The sequence below is a fragment of the Tenacibaculum sp. IB213877 genome (genome assembly GCF_034043975.1).
Lineage (GTDB): Bacteria > Bacteroidota > Bacteroidia > Flavobacteriales > Flavobacteriaceae > Polaribacter.
In genome coordinates this window covers 18,447-30,501 of record NZ_JAXCHH010000005.1, presented here as the reverse complement: position 1 = coordinate 30,501, position 12,055 = coordinate 18,447, and the positions used below count along the sequence as shown (strand labels likewise).

11 protein-coding genes are annotated in these 12,055 nt (G+C 30.8%); 4 read left to right on the top strand and 7 right to left on the bottom strand.

Going from position 1 to position 12,055, the window contains the following annotated elements; translation table 11 throughout:
- Positions 1-14 precede the first annotated feature (14 nt).
- Both SLH33_RS06040 and SLH33_RS06035 read right to left on the bottom strand, forming a co-directional pair.
- Positions 15-2,063, bottom strand: coding sequence for an insulinase family protein (locus SLH33_RS06040; RefSeq protein WP_320418183.1), 2,049 nt, complete (start codon positions 2,061-2,063; stop codon positions 15-17).
- A 19-nt stretch (positions 2,064-2,082) separates the two neighbouring features.
- Positions 2,083-3,396, bottom strand: coding sequence for a pitrilysin family protein (locus tag SLH33_RS06035; RefSeq protein WP_320418182.1), 1,314 nt, complete (start codon positions 3,394-3,396; stop codon positions 2,083-2,085).
- Between the two features lie 247 nt (positions 3,397-3,643).
- On the opposite strand from SLH33_RS06035, the gene rplU reads away from it, so the two are divergent.
- Together rplU and rpmA are read left to right on the top strand one after the other, a co-directional pair.
- The gene (gene rplU / locus SLH33_RS06030) at positions 3,644-4,288 is read left to right on the top strand and encodes a 50S ribosomal protein L21 (protein ID WP_320418181.1); all 645 of its coding nucleotides are present in this window, start codon (positions 3,644-3,646) and stop codon (positions 4,286-4,288) included.
- Positions 4,289-4,323: 35 nt separating this feature from the next.
- Positions 4,324-4,584, top strand: coding sequence for a 50S ribosomal protein L27 (rpmA, locus tag SLH33_RS06025; protein ID WP_320418180.1), 261 nt, complete (start codon positions 4,324-4,326; stop codon positions 4,582-4,584).
- Positions 4,585-4,791: 207 nt separating this feature from the next.
- Here rpmA and SLH33_RS06020 read toward each other — a convergent pair whose 3' ends face one another.
- The 3 genes from SLH33_RS06020 to SLH33_RS06010 all read right to left on the bottom strand — a co-directional run bounded on the left by SLH33_RS06020 (position 4,792) and on the right by SLH33_RS06010 (position 7,012).
- A complete protein-coding gene (locus SLH33_RS06020; protein WP_320418179.1) occupies positions 4,792-5,445 on the bottom strand; it encodes an HD domain-containing protein in 654 nt (217 codons plus the stop codon).
- Positions 5,446-5,512: 67 nt separating this feature from the next.
- Positions 5,513-6,520, bottom strand: a complete 1,008-nt coding sequence (locus SLH33_RS06015) for an aspartate-semialdehyde dehydrogenase (protein WP_320418178.1) — start codon at positions 6,518-6,520, stop codon at positions 5,513-5,515.
- Between the two features lie 3 nt (positions 6,521-6,523).
- Complete coding sequence (locus SLH33_RS06010; protein WP_320418177.1) at positions 6,524-7,012, bottom strand: N-acetyltransferase family protein; 489 nt, start codon at positions 7,010-7,012, stop codon at positions 6,524-6,526.
- 180 nt (positions 7,013-7,192) lie between these two features.
- Here SLH33_RS06010 and SLH33_RS06005 point away from each other — a divergent pair, with 180 nt between their 5' ends.
- Positions 7,193-8,242, top strand: coding sequence for a rhodanese-related sulfurtransferase (locus SLH33_RS06005; RefSeq protein ID WP_320418176.1), 1,050 nt, complete (start codon positions 7,193-7,195; stop codon positions 8,240-8,242).
- 43 nt (positions 8,243-8,285) lie between these two features.
- On the top strand, positions 8,286-9,368 hold the full coding sequence (gene dinB, locus SLH33_RS06000) for a DNA polymerase IV (protein WP_320418175.1): 1,083 nt from the start codon (positions 8,286-8,288) through the stop codon (positions 9,366-9,368).
- On the opposite strand, the gene SLH33_RS05995 is transcribed toward dinB, so the two are convergent.
- Together SLH33_RS05995 and SLH33_RS05990 are read right to left on the bottom strand one after the other, a co-directional pair.
- Complete coding sequence (locus SLH33_RS05995) at positions 9,365-11,284, bottom strand: tetratricopeptide repeat protein (RefSeq protein ID WP_320418174.1); 1,920 nt, start codon at positions 11,282-11,284, stop codon at positions 9,365-9,367. The genes dinB and SLH33_RS05995 overlap by 4 nt on opposite strands.
- Positions 11,284-12,027, bottom strand: coding sequence for a LytTR family DNA-binding domain-containing protein (locus SLH33_RS05990; protein WP_320418173.1), 744 nt, complete (start codon positions 12,025-12,027; stop codon positions 11,284-11,286). Before SLH33_RS05990 ends, SLH33_RS05995 begins: the two co-directional genes overlap by 1 nt.
- Between the last annotated feature and the right edge of the window lie 28 nt (positions 12,028-12,055).

Sequence of the window (12,055 nt, the reverse complement as noted above, 5' to 3'; positions counted from 1 at the left end):
AAAAGTAATGTTAACTATTTAAAATCGGCTTCAGAAACACCTTCATTTACTTTGATTTCATCTACTTCAAAAACCATTTTCATAGGCCCCATTGATCGAGTCATTTTATGTGGAAATTTAATTCCGTTTACTTCTTTGTAATCACTAAACTCAATTGGTACTTTCATTTCTCCTTGAGGTCCTTTTCTGGTAACTACTTCTTTAACTTTTAAACCAGATTCGGCATCATAAAAAATCTCTTTTTTTCCTGATTTGATTACATAAGCATTTTTACCATCAATAGGTTCTAGTCTATCTAATTTTCCGTTCTTATAGGCAATATCTGCAAAAGGAGCAGAATTATTTTTAGCTTCTTCTAACTCTTCACCAATTAGTTCCTTTTTTTGTCCTCGTGCTTCTTGGAATCCTTTTGTACCGTCAAAAATTTTCTTTTGCATAACATTTCCCATCACAGAAACAACAGTTGATGACTTATTTGGAGCTGCTGACTTTTGTGTTAATTTTAATTCCATTCCTTGTACTTTAGCAGTAGAGTTAATTGCTATTGTTTTTACATTAGCAACTTTATCTTTACCGCCAATAGCTTCAAAATATGTATTTACTACAGAGGCAGCTGTAACTCCATCAGGAATTGGTAAAGTCATTTCGGGCTTTTCAGTCGGATTTCCATACTTGTCAAAATAGTTGATTTTATAATCAGCAGTTTTTTCAAGATTCTTTAAAACATCAATTCCCTTACCGGTAATTACAATACGAGCTTTATCTCCTCTAAAATATTTAATTGCTGCGTTTTGAACATCTTCTAATGTAACAGCATTGATGTTCTTTAAATAGTTTTTGTAGTAATCTTCTGGTAAATTGTTGGTTAAAATGTTTAATGCGTAAGCAGCTACAGTTTCCGGTTTTTCAACATTTCTTACAAAACTACCAATGTATTTTGCTTTGGCAATATCTAACTCTTCTTGCGTAACTCCTTGGTAGCGAACCTTGTTTATTTCTTTTAAAGTTTCTACCATAGCGCTATCTGTTACCCTATTTCTTACAGATGCAGTTGCTTTAAATCGAGAAGCATATCTGCTAGAGCCAATTCCTGAATAAGCGCCGTACGTATATCCTTTATCTTCACGTAAATTTTTATATAATCTACCAGTACCACCACCACCTAAAATTTGGTTTGCTAGTAATGCTGCGTAATAATCTTTATCATTCATGTGAAGATTTACACTGTTGATAATAGATAATTCTGATTGAACAGCATTTGGCATGTTCACAAAATTGATTTCAGTAGTGGTTGGGTTTTCAACTTTTGGTAATTCAGCTTTTGGTAAATCTCCCTTTTTCCAATCAGAAAATAATTTAGTAACTAAACTTTTTACGTTATTAAAATCAATATCTCCAACAATTACTAAGTAAGCGTTGTTAGGTTTATAGGTTTTGTTGTATAAATTTTGAATGTCTTGTAAGGTTACATTTTTTAAGGTTTTTTCAGAAGTAAATTCTCCGTAAGGATGATCTTTTCCGTAGGTAAGCGCGTCCTCAACCCTACTAGCAATTGCAGCTACACTATTTTCATTAGATTTTATACCATCTAATGATTGTTTCATTTGCTTGTCAAATTCCTCTTGAGTAAACACAGGGTCAAAAGCAGCGTCTGCCATTAATTCTAAAACTCGTGGAAAGTATTTTGACAAAGAACTTGCTCTAGCGCCTTCATCCCAAAAAGAAATATTAGCTCCTAAAAAGTCAACTTCTTCATCAAAATTTTCTTTGCTAATATTGGTTGATCCGGTTCCAAGCATCCCACTTAATAAGCCTTCCACTCCTTTTTTATCTCCGTATGCCATTGGCACGTTATCTATAGTTAAAGTGGCCGTAACTCTTGGTAATTTATGGTTTTCTACTACTAAAACTTGTAATCCGTTAGAAAGTGTAAATTTTTCCGGAGAACCTAAATTAATTTTAGGTGCAGATCCCGGTTTAGGTTGTTTGCTTCTGTCAATTTGTGCCGTGACAGTTAACGATAGAAAAAATATGGTAAGAATTGAAAATATTTTCGTTTTCATTTTAATGCTGTTTAGTTGATTATTTCTTTTTTGGTAAGTACTCAATAACTACTCTTCTGTTTTTAGCTAAATATTTTTTAGCCACATCCCTAATTTCTTCTTTTGTAATTGAGTTTACTATGTCTAACTCAGTATTAATTCTGTTGGTGTCACCCACTAACATATAGTTTCTGGCTAATGAGTTTGCAATTCCTTGAACGTTTGAGTTTGAAGCGACAAAACGGTTTTCAAACTTATTTCGTACTTTTTGTAAGTCTTTATCAGAGATTAATTCAGTTTGTAATTTTTCAATTTCTTCATCCATTTCAGTAGTTAAATCATCTAAAGATGTTTCATCTAAAGGAATAGCACCAATATTGTAAACGCTGTAATCTTCTAACTCGCGAGCAAATGAAAATACTTGAAAGGCTTTCTTTTTATCATCTACTAATTTTTTATATAGGCGAGAACTCTTTCCGTTACTTAAAATAGTGGAAATAACATCTAACACTAAAGATTCTCTTTCTTTCATAGATGGAGTTTTATGTGCTAAAATAATAGCAGGTAGTTGAATGTTGCTATCGTATTCTTTTACCTTTTTTTCTAGAGTTCTTTCGGGTTCAATAATTGTAACACGGTTTGGTAATGTTCTTTGAGAAATAGGTCCAAAATAATCGTCAATCATTTTTTTAGCTGTAGCTTTTTCAAAATCTCCAGCCACTACTAAAACTGCATTGTTTGGCATGTACCATTTATCGTAAAAAGCTTTAAATTCTTCTAATTTTGCAGCATCTAAATCCTTGATGTAACCAATCATAGGTCTGCCGTACTTATGATTATCAAAAATATGGTTGTAAACATCACCGTAAATAATTTTTCCATATGGTGCATTATCCATACGTTGTCTTTTTTCCTCTTTTACAACTTCATTTTGAGTGTCTACAGCTTTTTGATCGATGATAGGGTGCATTAATCTTTCCGATTCCATCCATAATGCTAATTCTAAGTTGTTAGATGGAAAAGTTTCATAATAATACGTTCTGTCCCAATTAGTATTTGCGTTTCCTGTCCCGCCGTTGGCAGCTTCAATTTTATTCCATTCACCTCTTCCAATATTTTTTGTTCCAGTAAAAAGCAGATGTTCATAAAAATGTGCCATACCTGTTTTTCCGTCTACTTCATCTTTGGCTCCTACATGATACATTACACCTACAGTTACTACTGGAGCAGAACTGTCTTGATGCAAAATTACATGCATTCCGTTTTTTAGATTATACTCTTCAAATTCTACTTTTTGGGCACTAATCCCCATAGCAAATGCAATAGCAGTAAGAGTTAGAATACTTTTTCTCATTTGGTTTTTAATTAAATTTTTTGACTGAATTAGTAATTTGACGCAGATGATAGCAATTTGTTACGAGTTGAATAAAAAATTATCTGCCTACTTTTCAAATTTAATGAAAAGAGAGAAATAAGACGACAAATAAATGTTTAAATTTCTGATAAACAGGTTGTATTGTAATAAAAAAGATGTATATTTGCACCCGCATTTTCTATTGGAAAGTGTGTAATTAATTAAGTATAAACGCAAAACAAATAGTATGTACGCAATCGTAGAGATAGCAGGGCAGCAATTTAAAGTAGCAAAAGACCAAAAAGTTTACGTTCACCGTTTACAAGAAGCAGAAGGATCAAAAGTAACTTTTGATAAAGTAATGCTTATTGAAGATAATGGAAGTGTAACTGTTGGCGCCCCAGCTATAGAAGGTGCAGGAGTAACTGCAAAAATTTTAGGACACTTAAAAGGTGATAAAGTAATCGTTTTCAAAAAGAAAAGAAGAAAAGGTTACAAGAAGAAAAATGGTCACCGTCAGTATTTAAGTGAAATTCAAATTGAGAGCATTGCTACTTCAGGAGTTAAAGCTACTAAGAAAGCTGAACCAAAGAAAGAAGCAAAAGCTGAAACTAAAAAAGCGGCTCCAAAAAAATCAACTGGTAAAGCAGATGATTTAAAGAAGATTGAAGGAATTGGTCCTAAAATTGCAGAAACTTTAGTAGCTGCTGGAATTTCAACGTATGCTGAATTAGCAAAAACTGAACCAGCTAAAATTTCTGAAATCATTGCAGGAGTTCGTGGAAACCACGTAACAGACACTTGGCCAAAACAAGCTAAATTAGCTGCTGATGGTAAGTGGGATGAATTAAAAGAATTACAAGATAAGTTAGACGGAGGCGTTGAAAAATAAATCCGTAAAGTTTAACCTAAAAAAACTCAATAGAAATGGCTCATAAGAAAGGTGTCGGTAGTTCGAAGAACGGTCGTGAATCGGAATCGAAACGTTTAGGAGTAAAGATTTTTGGAGGACAAGCTGCAATTGCAGGTAATATTATTGTTCGTCAAAGAGGAACACAACACAACCCAGGTGAAAACGTATATATGGGTAAAGATCATACTTTACATGCTAAAGTTGATGGTGTAGTACAATTTCAAAAGAAAAGAGATAATAAATCATATGTTTCTATAGTTCCATTTGAGGCTTAAGAAATAAACTGATAAGTATAAAAAACAAAAACGCTCAACCATTGGTTGAGCGTTTTTTCGTAATTGGGGATTACTAATACAAGGGGGTAATAATACTATTACTATAGTAAATGTAATTAAAATTTAAGAAAACGCAAGAGATTTCTTAAAAAACACATAATTTATTAACATATGTAAATAAAATAACAAATTTATTTAATAAATAGTTTATTTTTTTGCTTCCCATTCACTAAAGAACTGATTTAGAAATACTTCTAAAAAGTTATGACGCTCTTTGGCTAATAATTTTCCGGTTTTTGTATTCATTTTGTCCTTGAGTAATAGTAGTTTTTCATAAAAATGATTAATAGTCGGAGCAGTAGATTTTTTGTATTCTTCTTTGGTCATATGTAGGTTTGGAGGAATTTCCGGATTGTATAATTCCCTGTTTTTAAATCCGCCATAGTTAAAACAACGTGCAATTCCAATAGCGCCAATAGCGTCTAATCTATCCGCATCTTGAATAACATCTAGTTCTGGTGAGTTAAATTGTTGATCAAAATTTCCACCTTTAAAAGAAATGTTTTTAATGATTTCTTCTACATGACTTATGATATCATTATCTACTTTTTGGCTTTCTAAAAAAGATCTTGCTTTTTTAGGGCCAACTGTTTCGTCTCCATTATAAAATTTACTGTCAGCAATATCATGTAATAAAGCGCCTAATGAGACTACAAATTCATCTACATTTTCATTTTTAGCAATTAGCAATGCATTTTTATATACTCGTTCTATATGAAAGTAATCATGTCCTCCTTCAGCTCCTTTTAGCGTTTCTTTTACAAAATTGATAGTTTTTTGTACGATCTGTTTTTTATTCATAACTCAAAAATAACAATAAAAAAATCCCGCATAAACCTATGCGGGATTTAATTAAAAAATGTAGTTCTTAAACCGAAATTGAACTTTTAATTAAGTTGTTTGCTACTAAATATTCAGCAATTTGAATAGTATTTGTAGCAGCACCTTTACGAAGGTTGTCTGAAACAATCCACATGTTTAATGAGTTTGGTTGCGATAAATCTCTTCGTATTCTTCCTACAAAAACATCATCTTTTCCTTCTGCAAAAAAAGGCATTGGATATACATTATTTTCAATATCATCTTGAACAGTTACACCATTTATCTCTGATAGTATTTTACGAATATCTTCCACTTCAAAATGGTTTTCAAATTCGATATTTACTGCTTCAGAATGACCTCCAACGACAGGGATTCTTACAGCAGTTGCTGTAATTCCGATAGCAGGATCACTTAATATTTTGTGTGTTTCTCTCACTAATTTTAATTCTTCTTTAGTGTAACCGGCTTCTTCAAAAACATCACAATGAGGTAATGCGTTTTTATGGATTTGGTGTGGATAAGCAGTTTCACCGTCAATTCCTTTTGATTCGTTTTCTAACTGTTGAACCGCTTTTACACCTGTTCCGGTAATTGATTGATAAGTTGAAATTACCAACCTTTTAATTTCATATTTTTTGTGTAACGGAGCAATAGCCATTACCATTTGAATTGTAGAACAGTTTGGGTTTGCAATAATTTTATCGTCTTCTGTTAGTTCAGAAGCGTTAATTTCTGGAACAATCAATTTTTTAGTAGGATCCATTCTCCAAGCCGAAGAATTATCAATTACTGTGGTACCAGCTTCTGCAAATCTTGGAGCCCATTCTAATGATGTGTTTCCTCCAGCAGAAAATAATGCGATATCTGGTTTTTGTAAAACGGCTTCTTGTAAACTAACAATGGTGTAGTTTTTTCCTTTAAATTCTAATTCTTTTCCTACTGAACGTTCTGAAGCAACCGGAATTAATTCTGTTACCGGAAAATTACGTTCTGCTAAAACTTGCAACATAACGTTTCCTACCATTCCTGTTGCACCAACTACTGCTACTCTCATATTTTATTTTTTTAGGACGAGTTGCCAATAACCAACATCAACCCAATTATTAAATTTATATCCTATTTCTTTAAAATGTGCAGATTTTACAAAGCCAAATTTTTCATGTAATCTAACACTGGCATCATTAGGTAATGAAATTCCTCCCATTAATATATGCACATCTAATTTTTGTAATTCATTAATAACAGACTCATAAAGCAACGATCCAATTCCTTTTGATGTGGTATTAGGACTTAAATAAATAGTTAATTGAACACTTTTTTTATAGCCACTTCTGGTTTTCCAAGCACTTGCGTTTGCAAATCCAATTATTTCGTTATTTACTTCGTAAACAAACCAAGGGAATTTTTGAGTTACTTCATTAATTTGATCGGTAAAATACTTTTCAGAAACTTCATTTTCTTCAAGAGTTGCAACAGAAGTTCTTACATAATAATTGTAAATATCTGTAATTGCTTTAGCGTCTTTAGGAGTTACTTTTCTGATCATTATTTTAATCAATGAAATTACTCATACAAAGTTCAACAAAAATTATTTTCATTGATCTTAAAAGTTTAAAAAAATTAAATGAATGTTAAAAATTAAACACATTCAACTTTTTACAGCTAAAAACTTAAAAAATGGTACATTTGCACTCGAAAAATATTGTTTAACTTAAAAAAGTATAGCATGCAACTGTACAACAAGTTAAGCGCAGAAGAACGCGCTAAATTAATTGATGAAGCGGGGAAAGACCGCATTACTATTTCTTTCTATCAATATTTCAAGATAGAAAATCCACAACTTTTTAGAGACAAGTTATTTATTGAATGGAACAAGCTTGATGTGCTTGGAAGAACTTATGTTTCTTACGAGGGAATAAATGCCCAAATATCTGTTCCAGCAGAAAACTTCAATGCTTTAAAAGATCAGCTTGATAGCATTTCATTTTTAAAAGATATCCGATTGAATGTGGCTGTAGAACAAGACAACAAATCATTTTTAAAGCTCAAAATTAAAGTTAGAAATAAGATTGTTGCTGATGGATTGAATGATGATACATTTGATGTAACAAATAAAGGTGTACACTTATCTGCAAAAGAATTCAACGAAATGTTAGCAAATCCAAACACAGTTTGTGTAGATATGCGTAACCACTATGAAAGTGAAATTGGACATTTTGAAGGAGCAGTTACTCCAGATGTAGATACTTTTAGAGATTCTTTAGATATTATTGAAGAAGATTTAAAAGAGCATAAAGAAGATAAAAACTTATTAATGTATTGTACTGGCGGAATCCGTTGTGAGAAGGCATCAGCATATTACAAACACAAAGGTTTTAAAAATGTTTTTCAGTTAGAAGGAGGAATTATTGAGTATACTCGTCAGGTAAAAGCAGAAGGTTTAGAGAATAAATTTTTAGGTAAAAACTTTGTTTTTGATCACCGAAGAGCAGAAAAAATTTCTGATGATGTAATTTCAAACTGTCACCAATGCGGAGAACCTTGTGATACGCATACAAACTGTGCAAATGAAGGTTGTCATTTATTATTTATTCAGTGTGATAAGTGTGCAGAACAAATGGAAAACACTTGTTCTACTGAATGTCAAGAAATAATTCATTTACCTTACGAAGAACAAAAAGAATTACGTAAAGGGAAACACGCAAGCAACAAGATATTTAAAAAAGGACGATCTGAAAAACTGAAGTTTCAAAAAGGAAGTTCTTGCAGTATATAATTTAAAAGCTCTCAGTTTTGAGAGCTTTTTTTAATTTTACCATATGGAACTACAACCACCATATCGTAAAATTATTCATGTTGATATGGATGCGTTTTATGCATCTGTTGAGCAATTGGACAATCCTGATTTATTAGGAAAACCAGTTGCTGTGGGTGGTAGTGAAATTCGCGGAGTGGTTTCGGCAGCAAGTTATGAAGCGCGTAAATTTGGAGTTAAATCTGCGATGAGTGGAGTGCTGGCCAAAAAGAAATGTCCGCATTTAATTTTTGTGCCTCCTCGTTTTGATCGCTATAAAGAAATATCTGCAAAAATTAGAAAGATATTTTATGATTATACTGATTTGGTTGAGCCACTTTCTTTAGATGAAGCCTATTTAGACGTTACAGAAAATAAGAAAGGAAATCCCTCAGCAAGTTTAATTGCCCAGGAAATTAGAGATAGAATATGGGAAGAGCTTGAGTTACGAGCATCAGCAGGAATATCTATTAATAAATTTTTAGCGAAAGTAGCATCGGATATAAATAAACCGAACGGACAAAAAACCATCAATCCTGAAGATGTAATTCCGTTTTTAGAGCAACTTTCAGTAAATAAGTTTTATGGAGTAGGTAAAGTTACTGCTGCAAAAATGCATAACCTAGGAATCTTCACTGGAAACGATTTAAAAGAAAAATCATTAGAAGAACTCACACAGCTTTTTGGAAAATCTGGAAAACATTACTACAATATTGTTCGCGGAATTCATAATAGTGCAGTAAAACCTAACAGAATTAGAAAATCTATTGCTGCAGAAAGAACCTTTGATGAAAACTTATCTTCTGAGGTGTTTATGCTAGAAAGACTTGATAGAATTGCGAATGAGTTGGAAAGAAGAATGAAGCATTCTAATACCAAAGGAAAAACGGTAACTTTAAAAATAAAATATTCAGATTTCACCCAACAAACACGTAGTAAAACGGTAGATTATTTTATTCAAAAAAAACAAGAATTTATGCCTTTAGTTAAAGAATTGTTGTATCAAGAAAAGCCAAAAAATTCTGTACGTCTTTTGGGGATTTCTTTTAGTAATTTAGATACCGAAAAAAAAGAACCGGTTTGGGTACAATTGAAATTCGACTTTTAATTTAAAGGGAAAATTAATGAAACTTTTGTACCTGTTGGATTTCCCTGGTCATCTTTTAAATCGGTATACACAATTGAGCACTCTGCCGAATAATCATGCGCAAATGTATTTAGTCGTTCTTTGGTTAAATCAATTCCAATCGATTTTCGTTTTAAAGATTTTCCTTTTTTTATTTCGGTAGCTAATTCCCTTCCCACACCATTATCTTTAATAATTATTTCTAACTGAGAAGGAGAAATTTTTGATACAGACAAAGTGATCTTTTTTTCTCCTTTTTTAGAAGAAAGACCGTGCCAAATGGCATTTTCAATAAATGGTTGTAATATCAATGGAGGTACTTTGATGGTGTCAGTATTAACATTGTCATTTATTTGAACGGTGTAGGTTATTTCATTATTAAATCTAATATTTTCAATACTCATATACAAATCCATAGTATTGAGTTCGTCTTTTAAACTCACCTCTTTAATTTTTGAAACGTCAAGTATATTTCTAATTAATTTTGAAAATTTATTTAAATAATAAACAGCATTCTTTTGTTCATTATTAATTATGTATAGCTTAATAGAGTTTAAAGCATTAAAAATAAAATGCGGATTCATTTGGGTTTGTAGCGCCTGTTGCTCTAATAAAAGTATTTTTTGGTCATTTTTAAGCATTCTTTGTATATAAACAGAATATAAAGCAACGCTTATTAAGGCTAAGCTAATTAAAGTAATAATTAAAATATTACGGTTTCTTGCTAGTTGAAGTGTTTGAATTTTAGTTTTACTTTCTAAGGCATTTATTTCATTTACTTTAGACTGTATATTGTGTTTAGAAATTAAATTATTAACATATAAAATGTTTTTCTCACCTACTGTTTTCTTTTCTAAATTATTGGCTTTTTTATAGTATTGAAAAGCGACTTTTAATGAATCTAATTTTTGATATAATTCAGATAAATAAAATGAAGTATTTATTTGATTTTGAATAAAATGGTAGTTTTCAGAGACAACTAAAGCTTTTTTTAAGTGTTCTTTTGCAAGATCTAATTTATTATTTTTTAATTCTGCTAATCCAAGGTTAGACAACGTATTTGTTCCATAATACTTGTCGTTTAGGGTTAGGCTTATAGGATATATTTTTTGAATAGTATCATAAGCAGCTTTATAATCACCTTTCTTAATTAAAGCTCCGCAAATACTATTGTAACATATAACCTTACCTAATTTTGAATTAATTTCAAGATTGTAACTTAAAGACTTTGTGTAGCTTATGAGGGCTTCATTGATAAGTCCTAGTTCTTCTTGTGCTTTTCCAATATTTTGATAATTAATGGCTAGTCCTCTTTTGTTATTTAGTTCTTCTTGTACCTTAATACAGGTGTTAAATTGATCTAAAGCTAGCTCATATTGGTGCAGTGTAAGATAAATATTTCCTATACTATTTTGTGAGACACTAATACTTTTTTTATTTTCTAAATTAGGTTTTTTTATTTTTTTAGCTAATGAAAGTGCAGATTGATGGTAGTCTAAGGCGTTTCTAATATCATCTTGTCTTCTATATATAACTCCTATTAAATTTAACGTTAAAATTTGAACATCTACATTACCCGTAATTTCTGCAAGTTTTAGAGCTCTTTGATGATACTCTAACGCTTTTGAATATTCAGATTGATTTCTGTATGCTCTACCCATAGAGTTTAGTGCAAAAATCTGTCCAATAATATATTTAGTGTTTAAACTTTTATCAAATAAACTTTGTGCTTCATAAATAGTAAGATCTTGTTTGTTTAAATAATTATGTAAGCTAAAATAATCTATAGGTTTGCTTTCAATAATGTGATCAATATAGGTTTTGATCATATCATTGTTTTTCTGTGAAAAAGCAGAAAAAACTATGGTAAACAGTAATAAACCAATTAATTTTTTCATTAAAATTTGTCTAAAAAAGCGGATTTTCTTTGCCTTGAAACAGGAATTTTATGATTTTGATCAATAATTACGTAGCCATCTGTTTTGTAAAATTCTCTTACTTTATCTAAATTGATGATGTAAGAATTATGAATTCTAAAAAACAAATCGTTAGGAAGTAGTTCATTAATTTCCTTTAGTTTTTTTGTAACTACAATTTTTTTATGGTTAATTGTGAATATGGTAGAATAGTTTCCGTCAGACTCAATATACAGAATTTCAGATGCTTCTAAAAATAATAATTTGCCATCAGTATTTATAATTATTTTCTTTTGATGGAATTTTTCATTGAATTTAATTAAAATCTCTTCAAACTTTTCATTGTTATCAACTTGCGTCAACCTATAGTTAAATTTTTTAATTTTTTTGAGAGAATTTTGTAAATCATCTGTATCTACCGGTTTTAAAAGGTAATCTATTGCTTCATTTTTTAAAGCTTCAATAGCGTAGTCATTATAAGCAGTGGTAATAATAATAGCAAAATCTTTTCTTTTAAGTTGATTAATAAACTGAAAACCATCCATGGTTGGCATTTCAATATCTAAAAACAAACAATCAATTTTATTTAAATTTATATAAGAAAGAGCTTCTTCGGGAACAGTAAAAGTTTTAATAATTTCAATTTCATCACTAAAGTTAGACAGTTCCCAAGCCAGACTTTTTATAGCTTTGGGTTCATCATCTACTATTATTCCTTTTATCATAACATAGGGTTTAAGGTTATAAAAATAG

Coding starts and splice junctions, on each gene's coding strand:
- SLH33_RS06040 (WP_320418183.1), bottom strand. CDS start 2,063: ATGAAAACGAAAATATTTTCAATTCTTACCATATTTTTTCTATCGTTA.
- SLH33_RS06035 (WP_320418182.1), bottom strand. CDS start 3,396: ATGAGAAAAAGTATTCTAACTCTTACTGCTATTGCATTTGCTATGGGG.
- rplU (WP_320418181.1), top strand. CDS start 3,644: ATGTACGCAATCGTAGAGATAGCAGGGCAGCAATTTAAAGTAGCAAAA.
- rpmA (WP_320418180.1), top strand. CDS start 4,324: ATGGCTCATAAGAAAGGTGTCGGTAGTTCGAAGAACGGTCGTGAATCG.
- SLH33_RS06020 (WP_320418179.1), bottom strand. CDS start 5,445: ATGAATAAAAAACAGATCGTACAAAAAACTATCAATTTTGTAAAAGAA.
- SLH33_RS06015 (WP_320418178.1), bottom strand. CDS start 6,520: ATGAGAGTAGCAGTAGTTGGTGCAACAGGAATGGTAGGAAACGTTATG.
- SLH33_RS06010 (WP_320418177.1), bottom strand. CDS start 7,012: ATGATCAGAAAAGTAACTCCTAAAGACGCTAAAGCAATTACAGATATT.
- SLH33_RS06005 (WP_320418176.1), top strand. CDS start 7,193: ATGCAACTGTACAACAAGTTAAGCGCAGAAGAACGCGCTAAATTAATT.
- dinB (WP_320418175.1), top strand. CDS start 8,286: ATGGAACTACAACCACCATATCGTAAAATTATTCATGTTGATATGGAT.
- SLH33_RS05995 (WP_320418174.1), bottom strand. CDS start 11,284: ATGAAAAAATTAATTGGTTTATTACTGTTTACCATAGTTTTTTCTGCT.
- SLH33_RS05990 (WP_320418173.1), bottom strand. CDS start 12,027: ATGATAAAAGGAATAATAGTAGATGATGAACCCAAAGCTATAAAAAGT.